This window comes from Micrococcaceae bacterium Sec5.8 (assembly GCA_039636775.1).
Taxonomy (GTDB): Bacteria; Actinomycetota; Actinomycetes; order Actinomycetales; family Micrococcaceae; genus Arthrobacter.
In genome coordinates this window covers 900,729-917,818 of the sequence record CP143429.1, presented here as the reverse complement: position 1 = coordinate 917,818, position 17,090 = coordinate 900,729, and the positions used below count along the sequence as shown (strand labels likewise).

The 17,090-nt window shown below is 68.7% G+C and carries 13 protein-coding genes; 9 read left to right on the top strand and 4 right to left on the bottom strand.

The features are described 5' to 3' along the window. Positions 1–6: 6 nt before the first annotated feature. Positions 7–831 carry a serine hydrolase gene (locus VUN84_04250; GenBank protein XAS64893.1) on the top strand — a complete coding sequence of 275 codons (825 nt, stop codon included), beginning with the start codon at positions 7–9 and terminating at the stop codon, positions 829–831. 12 nt (positions 832–843) lie between these two features. On the opposite strand, the gene VUN84_04245 is transcribed toward VUN84_04250, so the two are convergent. Next, positions 844–2,016: a dipeptide epimerase gene (locus VUN84_04245; protein ID XAS64892.1), complete on the bottom strand. Its 1,173-nt coding sequence runs from the start codon at positions 2,014–2,016 to the stop codon at positions 844–846. Positions 2,017–2,039: 23 nt separating this feature from the next. Next, positions 2,040–3,740, bottom strand: coding sequence for a bifunctional phosphoribosylaminoimidazolecarboxamide formyltransferase/IMP cyclohydrolase (gene purH / locus VUN84_04240; GenBank protein XAS64891.1), 1,701 nt, complete (start codon positions 3,738–3,740; stop codon positions 2,040–2,042). A gap of 164 nt (positions 3,741–3,904) precedes the next feature. Between purH and VUN84_04235 the strand changes: the two genes are divergently transcribed. After that, positions 3,905–5,257, top strand: coding sequence for an MFS transporter (locus tag VUN84_04235; GenBank protein ID XAS64890.1), 1,353 nt, complete (start codon positions 3,905–3,907; stop codon positions 5,255–5,257). A 98-nt stretch (positions 5,258–5,355) separates the two neighbouring features. Here the strand turns inward: VUN84_04235 and purN are convergent, their stop codons facing one another. Further along, entirely contained in the window at positions 5,356–5,931 is a 576-nt protein-coding gene (purN, locus tag VUN84_04230; GenBank protein XAS64889.1) for a phosphoribosylglycinamide formyltransferase, read from the bottom strand. 39 nt (positions 5,932–5,970) lie between these two features. Here purN and VUN84_04225 point away from each other — a divergent pair, with 39 nt between their 5' ends. Next, positions 5,971–6,399 carry a hypothetical protein gene (locus VUN84_04225; protein XAS64888.1) on the top strand — a complete coding sequence of 143 codons (429 nt, stop codon included), beginning with the start codon at positions 5,971–5,973 and terminating at the stop codon, positions 6,397–6,399. A 55-nt stretch (positions 6,400–6,454) separates the two neighbouring features. Here the strand turns inward: VUN84_04225 and VUN84_04220 are convergent, their stop codons facing one another. Then, on the bottom strand, positions 6,455–7,771 hold the full coding sequence (locus VUN84_04220) for a DUF6350 family protein (GenBank protein XAS64887.1): 1,317 nt from the start codon (positions 7,769–7,771) through the stop codon (positions 6,455–6,457). Between the two features lie 186 nt (positions 7,772–7,957). Between VUN84_04220 and VUN84_04215 the strand changes: the two genes are divergently transcribed. The 6 genes from VUN84_04215 to VUN84_04190 all read left to right on the top strand — a co-directional run bounded on the left by VUN84_04215 (position 7,958) and on the right by VUN84_04190 (position 16,946). Continuing rightward, positions 7,958–8,428, top strand: a complete 471-nt coding sequence (locus VUN84_04215; GenBank protein XAS64886.1) for a DUF4383 domain-containing protein — start codon at positions 7,958–7,960, stop codon at positions 8,426–8,428. A 445-nt stretch (positions 8,429–8,873) separates the two neighbouring features. Further along, the gene (locus tag VUN84_04210; GenBank protein ID XAS64885.1) at positions 8,874–9,770 is read left to right on the top strand and encodes an HNH endonuclease; all 897 of its coding nucleotides are present in this window, start codon (positions 8,874–8,876) and stop codon (positions 9,768–9,770) included. A gap of 91 nt (positions 9,771–9,861) precedes the next feature. Continuing rightward, a complete protein-coding gene (locus VUN84_04205; protein ID XAS64884.1) occupies positions 9,862–11,037 on the top strand; it encodes a glycosyltransferase family 1 protein in 1,176 nt (391 codons plus the stop codon). Then, the gene (locus VUN84_04200) at positions 11,034–12,434 is read left to right on the top strand and encodes a UDP-glucose/GDP-mannose dehydrogenase family protein (GenBank protein ID XAS64883.1); all 1,401 of its coding nucleotides are present in this window, start codon (positions 11,034–11,036) and stop codon (positions 12,432–12,434) included. The genes VUN84_04205 and VUN84_04200 overlap by 4 nt, the downstream gene beginning before the upstream one ends. A 62-nt stretch (positions 12,435–12,496) precedes the next feature. After that, entirely contained in the window at positions 12,497–14,686 is a 2,190-nt protein-coding gene (locus VUN84_04195; protein XAS64882.1) for an EAL domain-containing protein, read from the top strand. 157 nt (positions 14,687–14,843) lie between these two features. Next, the gene (locus VUN84_04190; protein ID XAS64881.1) at positions 14,844–16,946 is read left to right on the top strand and encodes an EAL domain-containing protein; all 2,103 of its coding nucleotides are present in this window, start codon (positions 14,844–14,846) and stop codon (positions 16,944–16,946) included. The last annotated feature ends 144 nt before the right edge of the window (positions 16,947–17,090 follow it).

The window sequence follows — 17,090 nt, the reverse complement described above, 5'->3', positions numbered from 1 at the left end:
GCACCCGTGCCTGTTACCTCCGACTACAGCGACGGTGTCCCCACGATCGCCTATTGCCTCACCGCGATGGACGGCACCGTCCTGGCCCAACGGGACGCGGACCTGCCCTTTTATTCCGCGAGCACCATCAAGCTCGGCGTGCTGGTGGCGGCCATCCAGGCGGTGGAACGCGGCACCCTGGATTTGGAGCAGCCCGTCACCGCAGCGCACACGTTTGCCTCCGGCGCCGGCGGCGGGGAGATCTTCAGCTTCGAACCCGGGGAGCGCGACGCCGGCATGCCCTCCCCCGGAACCGCCCTGCCGCTGGCCGACGTGTTGCGGCGCATGATCACGGTCTCCTCGAATGAGGCGACCAACCTTGCCGTGGAACTTGTGGGGCTGCCCGCGGTCAACACGGCCCTGGCTGGCTGCGGCGCCTCCTCGTCGCGCATGGACCGGCTGATCGGCGATCTTCCGGCGCTGCGGGCCGGGCTGAGCCACCAGGTCACGGCCCGGGACCTGACCGCCGTCGTCCGGGCGATCGTGACCGGTGCTGCTGCCGGGCCGGAGCTGACCGGACTCATGACGGGGTGGCTCATCGCCCAGGAGTACGGTGACCTCGGCGCGGAACTGGACGCCGCAGGCGCCGACGTCCGCTGGGGCAGCAAGTCGGGCTGGGTCACCGGAATCCAGCACGACGTCGCGTTTGTCGCCCCGCGCGGCGGCCCGCTCAGTGCCGGGTATGTGCTGGCGGTCTGCACCCGCGCGTACGCCGAGCAGGACGCCCTGCCGGCCATCCGGTCCATCTCGCGGCTGGCTTGGGAACTGCACGGCTCGAAGGGGACGGCGTAAAAGTGGCTGCCCTTAGCTGAGAGCCGTGATCCCGAGCCCGGGGGCCGCGGCAAGCCGGATGGTCCGGCCGCTATAGCCGGCGCCGCCGAGCACGGGGGACGCGGCAAGCCAGAGTCCGCCGTCAAGGTCCTGCGCTGCGGACCGGTCCGTGGGCGCCGGGAGCAGGGAGGCGAGGGAGGCGGCCGCGGCGATCCCCACCGGGCTCTCCAGCATGCAACCGATCACCACCCCCAGACCCTCAGCCCGGGCGCGGTCGAGCAGCCTGCGGCCATGGCGCAGTCCGCCGGCTTTGGCCAGTTTGATGTTGATCAGGGGCGCGGCCCGGTGCTCCAGCAGCCGGTCCAGATCTCCGAGCGTCCACAGGCTTTCATCGGCCATGACCGGAGTGTCGACGGCGGCGCTGACCTGGGCCAGTGCCGCCCAGTCCCCGGCCGGTACGGGCTGTTCGGCGAGTTCGATCTCCACTCCGGCGTCCTCCAGTTCCCGGATGATCCGGATGGCCGTCCCGGCGTCGAAGGCCTGGTTCGCGTCGATCCGCAGCACAACGTCCGGGCCGGCCGCCGCCCGGACCGCCCGCATCGAGGCCAGCACGTCCATCCGGGCGTCCAGTTTGACCTTCAGGCAGCGGAAACCGGCGGCCGCGTGCACCGCCGCCTTCGCCCCGAGTTCTTCCGGTGGCGCGACGGAGAGCGTCATGTCCGTCTCGACAGTCGGGGCGGGAGCGGCTCCTGGAACGCCATCGCCGGCCCCGGCCGCGGGCCCGCCGGCAGCGGACCCGCCGCCCAGGTACGCGCTGAGAGTGAGCCCGAGCTGCTGGGCTGCCAGATCATGCAGGGCGCAGTCCACCGCCATCCGGGCCGCCGCCGGTTCGCCGCTTCGTTCCAGACGGTCCAGGACGCCGTCGAGATCCCCGGCGGAAGGACCCGCCGTCGTGCGGACCGCCGTCCCGGAGGCACGGCCCAGCACCAGGGCAGTGAGCGGGCCCTGGATGCTTGCCGCCGCCTGCTCGGTGCTGAGCCGGGTGACCCGGCTGATCGGTGCCTCGCCCCAGCCGCTGCGGCCGTCGGAATCGACGGCCTCCACGAGCACGGTCTCCAGCTCCGTCGCGCTGCGGACAGCGGTGGTGAAGTGCCCCACCAGCGGCACGCGGACGCGGTGGACCCGCAACCCTGTCAGCCTGGTCATCCGGCGCCCCCTGTTGATCCGTCCTAGTGGAAGAAGTGCCGGGCGCCGGTGAAGTACATCGTGATTCCCGCGGCGTTGGCGGCGGCGATCACGTCCTCGTCCCGGACAGACCCGCCGGGCTGGACGACGGCGCGGACGCCGGCGTCGATCAGGATCTGCAGGCCGTCGGCGAACGGGAAAAACGCGTCCGACGCCGCCACGGCGCCGCGGGCCCGCTCCGGGGCTCCGGTCATGCCTGGTTCTGCCTGAACGGCGTTCGAGGCACCACCGGCGCCCTCGACCGCGGAGTCCACGCTCACGCCGAGGGTATTGGCGCGTTCGACGGCGAGCTTGCAGGAGTCGAGCCGGTTGACCTGGCCCATGCCGATGCCCACGGCGGCCCCGGCGTCTGCCAGCAGGATCGCGTTGGACTTGGCGGCCCGGCACGCGGTCCAGGCGAAGGCCAGGTCCGCGAGGGTAGCGGCGTCGGCGGCGTCACCGGCGGCGAGGGTCCAGTTGGCCGGGTCGTCGCCCTCGGCGTCGACCTTGTCCGTGGCCTGGACCAGCATGCCGCCGGAGACCTGGCGGAACTCGGTCGGGTAACGGCCGTAGCCCTCGGGCAGGGCGAGAAGACGGATGTTCTTCTTCTGGGACAGGATCTCCACGGCCTCGTCCTCGAAGCCCGGGGCAATGACGACCTCGGTGAAGATGCCGGCCACGGTCCGGGCCATGCCGGCGGTGACCGTGCGGTTGGCCGCGATCACGCCGCCGAACGCGGAGACCGGGTCGCAGGCGTGGGCTTTGGCGTGTGCCTCGGCGATCGGGTCGTCCGCGGACGCGGAGCCCACGGCCACGCCGCAGGGGTTGGCGTGCTTGATGACCGCGACGGCGGGCTCGGCGAAGTCGAACGCAGCGCGCAGGGCAGCGTCGGCGTCGACGAAGTTGTTGTAGCTCATGGCCTTCCCGTGCAGCTGGTCCGCCTGCGCGATGCCGGCCGGGGCGGCCTTGTCCACGTAGAGGGCGGCCTGCTGGTGCGGGTTTTCGCCGTAGCGCAGCACCTCGGAGCGCTCCAGGGCCAGCCCGGCGTACGCGGGCCAGTCGATGACGCCGTCGCCGTCCTCGTCCAGGAACTGGCTCGCGGTCCAGGTGGCCACGGCGGTGTCATAGCTGGCAGTGTGCGCGAAGGCCTTGGCGGCCAGCCGGCGGCGGGTCTTCAGGTCAAAGCCGCCGGACGCGGCGGCAGCTACGACGTCGGAATAGGACGAGGGGTCCACCACGATGGCGACGGCGGCGTGGTTCTTCGCCGCGGAGCGCACCATCGCGGGGCCGCCAATGTCGATCTGCTCGACGACGTCGTCCTGCGCGGCGCCGGAGTTCACCGTGTCCACGAACGGGTAGAGGTTTACCACCACGAGGTCGAACGGTTCGATGTCCATGGACGTGAGCGTGTCCATGTGGGCCGGGACGCGGCGGTCGGCGAGGATGCCGCCGTGGACGCGCGGGTGGAGGGTCTTGACGCGGCCATCCAGCATCTCCGGGGAGCCGGTGACTTCCTCGACTTCCTGGACCGGAATGCCGGCGGCGGCGATCCTCTTGGCGGTGGACCCGGTGGAGACGAGCTTGACGCCGGCGTCGTGCAGGCCTCTGGCGAGTTCCTCCAGACCGGTCTTGTCGTAGACCGAAATCAGGGCCCGGCGGATGGGCACACGGTCGATGGATATCCGGTCAAGCGGCGTAAAGCTCACAAAAGTCTCCGTCTTATATCGCGGCGAGGCCGCGGGTGGTGGGGATGGGGCCAGTTTATCGCGTCATGGCTGCGCTGGTCCCCTGGGCCTCCCCGCGCGCCGGAGTATGAAGCGCTGCGCACCTGGCTCCGCGGCAACGTAAAGTTTTCTCTGGAGGCTGAGAGATGAATACATATACCACTGTGCCCAGCGGCGAACAGGTGGTCCAGGAACTGCCGTGGCGTTGGAAAGTGCAGGGCCGGATCTTCCTGATTGGCGGCCTGGGCTTCATGTTTGACGCCTGGGACGTCACACTGAACGGCATCCTCATTCCGCTGCTGTCCAGGCACTGGTCTCTCACCCCGGGCGAGGCCGCCTGGATCGGCGCCTCGAACCTGATCGGCATGGCGTTGGGCGCGTTTGTCTGGGGCACCATCGCGGACACCATCGGGCGCAAGAAGGCGTTCACCGCCACCTTGCTGATCTTCTCGATCTTCACGGTGCTCGGCGCGTTCTCCCCCGACTTCCTCTGGTTTGTCGCGTTCCGCTTCATGGCCGGCTTCGGCCTGGGCGGCTGCATCCCGGTGGACTACGCCCTCGTGGGCGAGTTCACCCCCCGCAGACAGCGCGGCCGGGTCCTCACCGCAATGGACGGCTGGTGGCCGATCGGGGCGGCGCTGTGCGGCTTCGTCTCCGCCGGGCTTGTGGCGGCCTTCGCGGACTGGCGGCTGACCATGCTGGTGATGGTGCTCCCGGCGCTGCTGGTGTTCTGGGTCCGGCGCAGCGTCCCGGAATCCCCGCTGTTCCTGATCCGCAAGGGCCGCCGGGAGGAGGCCGCCCGGGTGATCGACGACCTCGTCGCGGCCACCGGCGCCGAGCCCCGCGTTTACAGCCTCCCGGAGCCGCAGGACGCACCGCGGCTCTCCGCCGGCAGCGCCTGGACCCAGCTCCGCGCGCTCTGGCAGTACGACTGGAAAATCACCACCGCGGCCTGGTCCCTGTTCTTCAGCATCCTGCTGGTGTACTACCTGTCGCTGACCTGGATGCCGCGGATCCTGATCGGCGCCGGCTTCGAGGAATACAAGGCGTTCCTGACCACCGCCTCCATGGCCGCCGTCGGGCTCCTCGGCGTGGTGGTGGCCGCGCTGCTGGTGGAGCGGGTGGGCCGGAAGTGGATCCTGGCGATCACCGGCCCGCTGTCTGCGCTGACCCTGGTGATCGTGGCGATCGTGGTGGATATCCCGACGGCGGCCGTGTTCTGGCTGCTGGTGTTCGGCTTTGTGGTGCAGGTGGCCATCCCGGTGCTCTACGCCTACGTCTCCGAGCTATACCCGACGGAACTGCGCGGCTCCGGCTTCGGCTGGGCCTCGACGTTTTCCCGGCTCGGCGCAGGCTTCGGCCCGCTGGTCTTCGCGGCCTTCCTCTGGCCTGAACTGGGCCTGGCCACGTCGTTCGCCCTCGCCGGGGGCCTGGTGCTGCTCAGTGTGTTGTGGATGGCGTTCTTCGCCCCTGAAACCAAGCAGCGGCAGCTTACCTAAGCCGCGCCCCCTCGGATGCGCGCCCCCTCGGATGCGCTATCACTTTTGGTGCTTCTACGCCCCGGATGAGCACCAAAAGTGATAGCGCATCCGGGTGTTCAGGCAGGTGTGGCGGCCGCGGCGAGGGCCGCCAGCGTCGAGACCAGCAGGCGGCGCTCCGCCACCTTGATCCGTTCGTGCAGGGTCTCTTCCGTGTCCGCGGCCTGCACCGCCACGGCTTCCTGCGCGATGATCGGGCCCGTGTCCACGCCGGCGTCGGCCCAGTGGACCGTACAGCCGGTGACTTTGACCCCGTAGGCCAGCGCGTCCCGGACCCCGTGGGCCCCGGGGAACGACGGCAGCAAGGCCGGGTGCGTGTTGAGATACTTGCCGCCGAACGCGTCAATGAAGTCCGCGCTGACGATCCGCATGAACCCTGAGGAGACGACGACGTCGGGCGAGTACGCGGCCACGGCCCCGGTGAGCGCTTCGTTCCAGGCGGCCCGGTCCGGATAGGCCTTAAAGTCCACCACGAACGTCGGGATTCCGGCAGCGGCCGACCGCTCCACCCCATAAGTCCCGGGCCGGTCCGCGCCAACTGCGGCGATCTCGACGTCGAGCCCGCCCGTTTGGACGGCGTCAATAACCGCCTGGAGATTGGAGCCGGTGCCGGAGACGAGGACCACGATACGCATGGTCCTAGCTTATGGGGCCGCTCGCGTAGGCTGGAAACCATGAATCCCCCGAACGACTCCGCCGGCAGCCCGGGCAGCCAGAACCCGCTCAGCGACGCTGCCAAAGCCTCGCAGGCGAAGACCCACATTCTGTTCCGCAGCTTCATCGTGGCCGTGCTGGGATCGTTCTTCGTCTACCAGTTGGATATCAACTACCTCTGGCTGAGCGGACTCCTGACGGCGATCGCAATCGTGCTCGGCATCATGGTGCTGGTCCGGTACGCCAAACTCAAGGAATCCAAGCTGGTGCTGTACGGGACAGTCTCCGGGATGGTGGTCCTGGCCGTCCAGGTGCTCCTGCTGCTGACCTCGGCGCTGTTCTTCACCCAGGTCCGGGACTATCAGCAGTGCAGCCGCCAGGCCCTCACCCAGCAGGCCGCCTCCATGTGCCAGACCGAGCTGCAGAAGACGCTGCCGCAGTTCCGCTAGGGGGTTCCGCGCGGAACTGGACGGCCTGGAGCCGATTGGCCCGGAGCCGGGTCCGTCAGTGGGCAGCCGATTCCAGGTCCGCTTCGCGCAACTCCTGCCGGCGTTCGAGCCACGGCCCCGCCGCGTAACCGATCACGACGCCGACCGCCACCTCAGCGGTCACAAACAGTGCCGTCATCAGCGGGTCGGGTCCAATCTCGGTGAGCCGGCCGATGCCGGCCGATCCCCCGGCCAGCCAGGCCAGGACCGCCGCGAGGAGTCCGGCGACACTGCCCACCAGGAGGCCGAGGATCAAGGTGGAGGCCACGGCGGTGAACCAGCGGACATCGACCTTGATGGAGAGCCACTCGTCGAAGTGGTTTTCGCCTTCGCGCAGGAACCACCAGCCCGCAAGCGTTCCGGCGAGGACCGGCACCACCAGGGCGGCCACCCCGTAGTCCAGCGATCCGGCCGGCAGCGCCGCGAACACCGGGATCGAGGGCAGCGGCCCGACGGCGGTGCCGAGCGCCCCGGCGTGGGAGCCGACCCCGAGCGCGACGCCGGCGCCGGAGGTCCAGGCGAGCGCGAACACGGCCAGGTTGGGGAGAAAGCCGAGCTGCGCGACGGTGAGCACCGCGCCGCCCAGCGGCCCGGCGTCGAGCGCTTCATAGACGGCAATGACGAGGTTCCAGTGGATAAACAAGGTCGCTGCCAGGAGCACGCTTGACATCGCGAGGCTGGCCATCAGCGCCACATAGCCTGCTTTGATCGCGGAGCCGAGGTAGGACCCGGCCCAGCGCGAATGCTGGCTGGTGCGGGAGAGCCAGGCTACGGCGTCGACGCCGATCAGGCGGCGCCAGGAGCCGGCCTCGCGGCGGACGCCGATTGCCATGCCCAGCCCCACCGGGACCAGCGGGATAAGGGCCGCGGACCAGAGCCCCACGCCGACGTCGCCGGTGCGGCAGATGAAACCGGTGCCCAGGCCGAAGCCGGCATACATCAGCCAGGATCCGAGCAGAGCCTGCCAGAGCTGGTCCGCGTAGGACGCACGTGCCAGCCTGCGGCCGGCGCGCCAGGCGAGCAGGAACGGTATCAGCGTCAGCCCGAGGGGTACGAGCGACAAAACCCCGGTCTGGGGCTGGGCCGCGGCCCCCACGCCTGCGGTGTCCAGCAGCAGCGGAACGCCGTGAATCAGCAGCCAGGCCTGCCCGGCGAGGCGGGCGAGGGCGTCGGTGGCTCCGTTCTGGAACCCGGCCGTAGCCCATACGGCAACAATCGGAGCGGCCACCACCAGGGCCGAGATAATGGCTGCCTGCGCAGATTCCAGGGCTCCCTGCAGCCACAACGGCATCGGAAGTCCACGTTCCCCGGTCTGATCAGCGCGCAGTTTCATCGTGTTCAATGGTGCCACGTCTGCGGGCGGCCACCCGGTGCGACAGGCTCACGGACCCTACTTAACCCGTGCAACGTCCCGTTTCGTCTGCGTGGTTCCTGAACTTGGCTGCGCATTCGGCGGGCGCTTTTTCCCGTACGCCGCCGTAAAATTGGAATGTCCGCAATCAGTGGTTGGAGGCAGAAAATGACTACCGCATCTCCACATGCACACGGCGTTCACTTTGGACGCACGGACGTCCAGAACATGGGCATGGGTGTGGGTATTGTCCTCATCGTCGTGGGACTTCTGGGGTTCATCCCCGGCGTCACCACGCAGTACGGCTCCCTGGCGTTCTTCGGACCTGGTTCCACGGCTCTGTTCCTGGGCCTGTTCCAAGTTTCGATGCTCCTGAACATTGTTCAGTTGGTGATTGGCGCCACCGGCCTGGCCATGTCCCGGAACAACCCAATGGGTGCCCGGAACTTCCTCATGGGCTTCGGCCTGCTGTACATCGTCTTGAGCGTGTATGGACTCATCGTCGGAGTGGGGTCGGCGGCCAATTTCCTGTCGCTCAACACCATCGATGCCTGGGCCTTCATGATCATGGGCATACTAATGCTTGGTGCCGGCTGGCTGATGTCGAGGGATTTGGCCGACGGCGCAAAGACCCGGTAACAATCGACCGGGAAGAGGGAGCCGCGAATGAGTACCGTTTCATAGCAATCCGAAAATTCGTACTACCTGCTGGTGCAGTCGCCTCGCGGAAACGCAGCGGCTGCACCAGTCTTTTGTCCGGGCTCCCTTGTCCAGGCTGCGCCAGCCGGATTCCGGGCGTCCTCGGGGCACTGCGTCCCCCCGAGCGGCACCAAACCCCGCCCACTCGCCACAAACGGCCGCTACCCACCCCCGAGCGGCACCAAACCCCGCCCACTCGCCACAAACGGCCGCTACCCACCCCTGCAGAGCGGCCATTTGTGACGAGTCGCCGAGCACGGAGTCCCGGACGGGCTGGACCCTCCACCATGCTGGCTGATCCGGGTATCTAATCGGCGGCCGGACTGTTCGCGGTTGATGGCCGACCCGCACCAGGTCGGGCGGCGGCTCCTGCGAGAATGGCCCAATGACCGCCATCATCCTGGGCTGGAACCCGGACCATTGGAATGACTGGATTTACTCGGACGTCCGCGGACGCGCCGCTGCGACCGGACTGTACCTCCAGCCCTGGAGCGTGAGCCACCCCGCTCCAGCGGGCACGGACGTCTGGCTGGTCCTGGAGGGTGGCCACAGCCGGGGCCTCATTGGCCACGGGGTGGTGGTCTCGGACGCGGCGCTGTTTGATGGGCTGCAGCAACCCCCGCCCAGTCCGCTCGCTTCCGTTCCTGAGGGAGCCGGGCCGGAGCGGACCCGGAGGGTGGTGCTGGTGGCATTCGACGCCCTCCTGCCGGCCGGCGAGCCGATCGCCGTCGACGTGCTCCAGAACGCGGTGCCAGCAATCCCATGGAACGGGACCGAAGACTTCGAGTGCGGCGTTGACCCGGCCGACGAAGCCATCATCCGGACCTTGTGGCGCGACTTTGGGCCTCCGGCGGGCCCGGACCCCACCCTGCCCGCTCCCGGCACCTACCCTCAGATGGCCCTCACCCGGGCCGCGGCGAACCGGTACGAGCGCGACCCCGATGCGCGGCGGGCCTGCATCGCGCACCACGGCACCAGCTGCGCGGCCTGCGGGTTCTCGTTCGAGCAGAAGTACGGTGAGCTCGGCGCGGATTTCATCCCGGTGCATCACCTCGTCCCCGTGGCACTGCTGGGCAGCAGCTACGAACTCGATCCCCTCACCGATCTGGTGCCGCTCTGCGCCAACTGCCACGCCATGGCCCATCACGGGGTCGGCACCCCGCGGACCGTGGCCGAGCTGCGCCGGATCATCGAGGACGCCGGGTACCTCCGCGGCTCCATCGTCACGCCGGAGCAGCTCGAAGCGCAGCGGCAGGCCCGGGAACTCCTCGGCCCGCAGTAGCTCCCCGCCACACAGCGGCGTTAACCCATTCTTCCCTCCCCCGCCACACACCCGACCCCGCACCGCAAGACTGCCCCCGCACTGTGGAGGGGTGAGGATCGCAATTGTTGCCGAGTCATTCCTGCCGCTGATGAATGGGGTAACCCACTCGATTCTGCGGGTTCTTGAATATCTGCAGGAGCGCGGAGACGAGGTGCTGGTCATCGCGCCGTCCACGCAGGACGTGGAGGCCCCCGCCGAGGTCTACGGGGCGCAGGTCCACCGGCTGCCCTCTGTTCCGCTGGCCGGCTACGCGAACGTCCGGGTGGCGATGGGCGGTGTCTCCCGGGTCAAGCGAATCCTTGCCGGGTACGCACCGGACGTCATCCATCTGGCTTCCCCGTTCGTGCTCGGCTGGCGCGCTGCCCAGGCCGCCCATCAATTGGGAATCCCCACCATCGCCATCTACCAGACCGAGGTCCCGTCCTACGCCGGCCGGTACGGCGTGCCCTTCCTGGAGAACTGGGCGTGGACCCGGGTGGAGAACATCCACCTGCTGGCCACCCGGACCCTCGCGCCGTCCAGCTTCGCGCTCAACCAACTCCGCGGCCGCGGCATTCCGCGGGTCCAGATGTGGCGGCGCGGCGTGGATACCCAGCGGTTCTCCCCGGAGAAGCGCGACGCCGGATGGCGGGCCGCCGTCGCCCCGGCCGGCGAGCGCGTCATCGGCTACGTCGGCCGGCTCGCGGTCGAAAAGCAGGTGCAGGACCTTGCTGTGCTGGCCGACGTCCCCGGCACCCGGCTGGTGATTGTGGGGGATGGCCCCCAGCGGCCGGCCCTTGAGGAGGCGCTGCCGGATGCGGTCTTCACCGGTTTCCTCGGCGGCGAGGAACTGGCCCGCGCGGTGGCGTCCTTCGACCTCTTCGTGCATCCGGGCGAGTTCGAAACCTTCTGCCAGACCATCCAGGAGGCGATGGCTTCGGGCGTGCCGGTGGTCGCCACGGGCCGCGGCGGGCCACTGGACCTCGTGGAGAACTCCCGCACCGGCTGGCTGTACAAGCCGGGCGACCTTGCCGGGCTGCGGTCCTGCGTCGCGGACCTGACGGGCGACGACGCCAAGCGGCGTGCGTTCGCAGCGGCCGCCCACGCGTCGGTACAGGGACGGACGTGGTCCGCCCTCGGCGCCGAGCTCGTCCAGCACTACCAGGCGGTCCTGGGCGCCGGCACCCCCGGTTCGGTCGATACGGCCCGGACCACCCGCACCACCCGGGAAGGAGCTGCCCTGTGAGAATTTCCGTGATTGGCTGCGGTTACCTGGGGGCCGTGCACGCGGCCACCCTCGCCTCGATGGGCCACAGCGTCATAGGAATCGACGTGGACGCCGCCAAGGTGGACCAGCTGGGCCGCGGCACCGCGCCGTTTTTCGAGCCCGGGCTGGATGAGCTCCTGCGCGCCGGCGTCCGCACCGGCCAGCTCGGCTTCTCCACGGACTTCGTCGACGCCGCCCGCGCCGAACTGCATTTCCTCTGCGTGGGCACACCGCAGTCCAAGACCTCCGACGACGCCGACCTCAGCCACCTCCTCGCTGCCATGGAGGCGCTGCGTCCGCATCTGGCCGCAGGGTCCGCCATCGTGGGCAAGTCCACCGTCCCGGTCGGAACAGTGGACATGCTCAGCGGGGTGCTGTCCCTGCGCCCGGATGTGCTCCTGGGCTGGAACCCCGAATTCCTGCGCCAGGGCACCGCGGTCAAGGATTCCCTGGTTCCGGACCGCCTCATCTACGGCGTGCCCGACGACGGCGTTCCCAACGACGGCGTGCCGGCCGCCGGTCCAGTCGCTGCGATTACCGCCGTCCTCGACGCCGCCTACGCTCCCCTGCTGGCCGCCGGCGTGCCGCGGCTGGTCTGCAACTTTGCCACGGCGGAACTGATCAAATCGGCGTCGAATGCCTACCTCGCGACGAAGCTGAGTTTCATCAATGCCATGGCCGAACTCTGCGACGCCACAGGCGCCGACGTTCACCAGTTGGGTGTTGCCATGGGTCTCGACCCGCGCATTGGCGGCCGGTATCTCCACGCCGGCCTGGGGTTCGGCGGCGGCTGCCTGCCCAAGGACATCCGCTCCCTCCGGGTCCAGGCTGCGGGCCTGGGCGTGGCATCCGTGGACCGGTGGATGGACGTGGTGGATTCGATCAACCGCAACCAGCGCTCCCGCACGGTCGGCCTGGCCCGGGACCTGTGCGGCGGGGAGCTCAGCGGCCGCCGACTCACGGTGCTCGGCGCGGCCTTCAAACCGGACACGGACGACATCCGCGATTCCCCCGCCCTGGACGTCGCCCTGCAGCTGGCGTCAGCCGGCGCCCAGGTCACGGTCACGGACCCTGCCGCAATCAACAACGCGTCGCTCCGCTACCCGCAGTTGCGCTTCGAACAGTCCACGTCCTTGGCGCTGAAAGGGGCGGACCTGGTGCTGCTGCTCACGGAGTGGGACGACTACGCCACCCTCTCACCGGTCGACACAGGGGCGCTGGTCCGGCACCGCAGGATCCTGGATGCCCGCAACGTACTGGACGCGCCCGGCTGGGAAGCGGAGGGCTGGACAATCCGCGGGCTGGGGCGCACCGCTGCGGCCAGCCGCCAAATCGCAGGCCCGCTTGGGCGAGAAGCGGCGGCGGGGCACCTATGATTTCCTGAAGGGAGGACTTCAATGGCAGATCAGTGGTCTCACATTCGCCCGCTTCGGGCAGCGTGACAACCTTCGGGCAGCCCGCGCCCTCCTTCGAGGCGGTGCTGGAATCCAGCCCCGATGCCGTCCTAATGATCACCGAGGACGGCACCATCCGCTTCGTCAACGCCGCCACGGAACATATGTTCGGCTACTCCCGCGATGAGCTTCTGGGCCGGGACCACCGGACGCTCCTCGCCGAAGGCTTCCGCAGCGGCCTGCAGCGGATCTTCCTCGCCCTCCGCAAGGACGCCGACGCCGGATCCGTGCCGGGCACAGCGTCCGCAGGCAGAGCTGATCCGAGCACCACCACCCTGGCACCGGTCGAGGCCTTCGGTGTCCGCCGCGACGGCACCGAGTTCCAAGGCGAGGTGGCCTGCGCACTGCTGACCGGCGACACCGCCAATGCGCCGGTCAGCATGGTCGCCGCCGTCCGCGACACCTCCCACCGCGTGGCCGCGGACGCTGGACTCCGCGAGGCCATGTCCCTCCTGACCGCCACACTGGAATCCACAGCGGACGGGATTCTAGTGGTCGCCGCCGACGGCCGGGTGGCCAGCGTCAACAATCAGTTCGTCTCCATGTGGGGCATCCCGCGGGAGCTCCTGGCCACCCAGGACGACGACGCGGTGCTGGCCTACGTAGTGGAACAGCTCGTGGATCCAGCCCAGTTCCTGCACAAGGTTTCGGCACTGTACGCCGATCCCACCGCGGAAAGCCACGACGTGCTGGACTTCCGCGACGGCCGGACGTTTGAACGCTACTCCCGCCCGCAAATGGTTGCCGACCGGGTGGTGGGCCGCGTCTGGAGCTTCCGGGATGTGACGCCGGCCCGGCTTGCGCAGAACCGGATCGCCGAGGCCATGGCCGGGCTTGCCGGGCAGGCCGCCCAGCTCAAGGCCCTCGCGTTCCAGGACCCGTTGACCGGCTTGTCCAACCGCCAGTTCTTCAACGACCAGCTCGCGGCGGCCCTGAGCGGTCCGTGCGGAACCGCCGTCGACGTCCTGCTCCTGGACTTGGATGACTTTAAAGAAGTCAATGACATCCTCGGCCACCATGCAGGTGACCAGATGCTGATTGAGATCGGACGGCGGCTCCAGGCTTGCGTGCGCCCGGACGACGTGGTGGCACGGCTGGGTGGGGATGAGTTCGTAGTGTTGATGATCGGCTCGCTGGACCCGGAGGCCGCCGCCGGGCGGATCGTCGACTCGCTCCGCGTGCAGCTCTTGTTGGAAGGCACCCTGCTGCGCCCCAGCCTGAGTCTCGGGCTGGCGTCCCTGGACGAAGAGGCCGTGGACGCCTCCGAGCTGTTGCGCCGGGCAGACGTCGCGATGTACGCAGCGAAAGCCGCCGGCAAGAACCGGTACCTGCGGTTCCGGCCCGAGATGATGCGGTCGCTCGTGGAGCGCACCGAGTTGGAGGCTGGCCTGCGCGAAGCCGTGGACACCGGCGAGATCGTGGTGCACTACCAGCCCATCGTCTCGTCCCGGCTCGGCGTGGTGGTCAAAGTCGAGGCGCTGGCCCGCTGGGTGCACGACGGCGTGACCATCCCGCCCCAGCAGTTCATCCCGGCCGCGGAACGCAGCGGCCTGATCATTGAGATCGGCACCGAAGTGCTGGTCCAGGGCTGCACGGGACTGGGCCCCTGGCTCAACGAGGACCCCTCACGTGCCCTCGCCGTCAACGTCTCCGGGATGCAGTTGCAGCACGGCGACTTCGCCGAACTGCTGCTGGCTGTTGCCCGGTCCAGCGGCGTGGATCCGCGCCAGTTGGTGGTCGAGGTCACCGAAAGCGTGTTCTTCGAGGACGACTGCCACGTCATTCAGCAACTCAAGGCTCTGCGCAGCACCGGCGTACGGGTTGCCCTGGACGATTTTGGCACCGGCTATTCCTCCCTGGGCCGGCTGCAGGAGCTGCCGGTGGACACCCTGAAAATCGACCAGTCGTTCACGTCCATGATTCACACCGGGGACGAGAACTTACCGATCCTCACTGCCATGATCGCCATGGCCCACGGCCTGGGCCTGACCGTCACAGCCGAAGGCGTGGAGACAACAGCGCAGGCCAGGTACCTGATGAGCCTGGAGTGCGATTCGCTCCAAGGCTTCCTGTTCTCCGGCCCCGAAGCCAAGTCCGGCCTTCCTGCGGCCATCGCCCGCTCCGCCGGGGCCCACGCAGCCTTGCACGACGACCGGGTCGCCGGGCACCGGTAATCCTGCGGCGCGCGGAACTGCGGTGGCGCGGCGAAGTGCGGGACCCGAGGTACTGGACACAGCAACAACTGACCCTATGATGAGGAAGCGCTTTGTCCGGGTGATACCCAGAACAGCCGTCACCACATCATCCGTCGTCTGGGGGGCCGGTATCGCCGTGAAAACTGGAACTGAAGAGAGCCTGCTCGAACAAGGACCCGATGCCTTCCTGCTGCTGAACGCCGCCGGAACCATCGTGTACGTCAATGCGGCTGCCGAGCGGCTCTTCGGCTATCAGCGCGGGGAGCTGCTCGGCGTCGGGCACAACGTCCTGCTCTCCGAGGACGAACGCGGGGGCTTCCTGCGGGTCTTCGCCCGGTTGGGCCGCGGCAGCACAGTGGGGCGGCGGCCGTTCGCGGGGACGGGCCGACGTCGGGACGGCAGCGGGCTCCGGCTGGAAATCACCTGTTCGCTGGTGACACGCCACGATGGCATGGCCATGGCCGTGGCTGTCCGGGACGGCAGCTACCGGGAGGACACGGATTCGGGCCGCCGCCTCGCAGTGTCGCTGCTGGATGCCACCCTGGAAACCACCGCCGACGGGATCCTGGTGATCTCCAGCGAAGGCCTGATCACCGGCGTGAATGACCAATACCTGAAGTTGCTGAGCATGCCGCCGGAAGTCATCGCGGCGGAGGACCCGACGGCGATGGTCAGGTTCATCTCCCAGCAGCTGGTCGATCCGGGCTACTTCCTCCAACGGGTCGCGGAACTTTACAAGGACCGTGTCCAGCACAGCCACGACGTACTGGAATTCGCGGACGGACGCTCCGTGGAGCTGTATTCCCGCCCCCAGAAAGTCGCCGACTCCATCGTGGGCCGGATCTGGAACTTCCGCGACATCACCACCCGGCAACGGGCCCAGGACCAGGCCCGCAAGGCCATGGATGAACTCGCCGAACAGGCCGAAACGCTCAAGGCACTGGCCTTCCGGGACTCCTTGACCGGGCTGGCCAACCGGTGGCTGTTCAACGAACGGGCTGCCGAGGCGCTGCTCCGCCCCGGACCGGTGCACGTACTGCTGCTGGACCTGGACGATTTCAAGGAAGTCAATGACGTCCTGGGCCACCACGCCGGGGATGCGATGCTGGTGGAGATCTCGCTGCGGCTGCAGAAATGCGTCGGGCCGCACGGCACGGTGGCCCGCCTCGGCGGCGACGAATTTGTGGTCCTGCTGGTGGACTGCCACGATTCCGACGCCGTGGCGCAGCGGATCGTTGCTACGTTGAATGCCCCGGTCACCATCGAGGGCACGCTCCTGCGGCCGGGTCTGAGCCTGGGGGTCGCTTCCGGCGGCTCCGGGGCCACCACCTCGTCCGAGCTGCTGCGGCGGGCCGATCTGGCCATGTACGCCGCCAAGGAAGCCGGCAAAAACTGTTACAGGCACTTTCGGCCCGAGATGCTGGCCGCATTGCTCGAGCGCACCAAGCTGACGGCAGGTCTGCGGCGGGCGGTGGAGCTGGAGCAGATCGTGGTGCACTATCAGCCGGTGATCTCCGCGCGTCGACTCGAAGTGGTGCAGTTCGAGGCGTTGGCCCGCTGGCAGTGGGAAGAGCAGCTGGTTCCGCCGGACGAGTTCATCCTGGCCGCGGAGCGCAGCGGCCTGATCCGGGACATCGGGGCCGAGGTGCTCCGGCGCAGCTGCACCGACCTGCAGCCCTGGCTTGCGGCGGACCCGGCCCGGTCGCTTGCGGTCAACGTCTCCGGAGTGCAGCTGCAGCACCCGGACTTCGCTGAGCGCGTCCTCGATATCACGGCAGGCTCCGGCGTGGACCCGCACCAGCTGGTGCTGGAGGTGACAGAGAGCGTATTTTTCGATGCCCAGTGCCAGGTCATCGCTCAGCTCGTGAGCCTGCGCGCCGCCGGAGTCCGGGTGGCCCTGGACGACTTCGGCACCGGGTATTCCTCGCTGGGCCGTTTGCAGGAGCTGCCCGTGGACATCGTCAAGATCGACAAGTCCTTCGTCTCCATGCTGCGCACCGGCGCGGAAAAGCTCCCAATTCTGACCTCGATGATCCATATGGCCCGCAGCCTGGGCCTGAAGGTCACAGCGGAGGGCATTGAGACTCCGGAGCAGGCCCGGTACTTGCTGGATCAAGGCTGCGACGGCCTGCAGGGCTTCCTGTTCTCCCGCCCGCAGCCCGCTTCCCGCCGGCAGCTCGGCGTCCGCAGCGCTGACGCCGCCGCAGCGGCGCTGGGTGGTGTCCGGCTGCCCGCGTAGCCCTACCGGAAGACACACTGATCGGCAGGACAGAACGCGCATCACTCCGAGGGTGCCCACCGCATATGATTCAGTGAGCGCAGCCCGTCTTCTCCTCCGCAGGGCCGGGCGTCACTTCGCAACCAACCCCTGGGGGCAAGCACA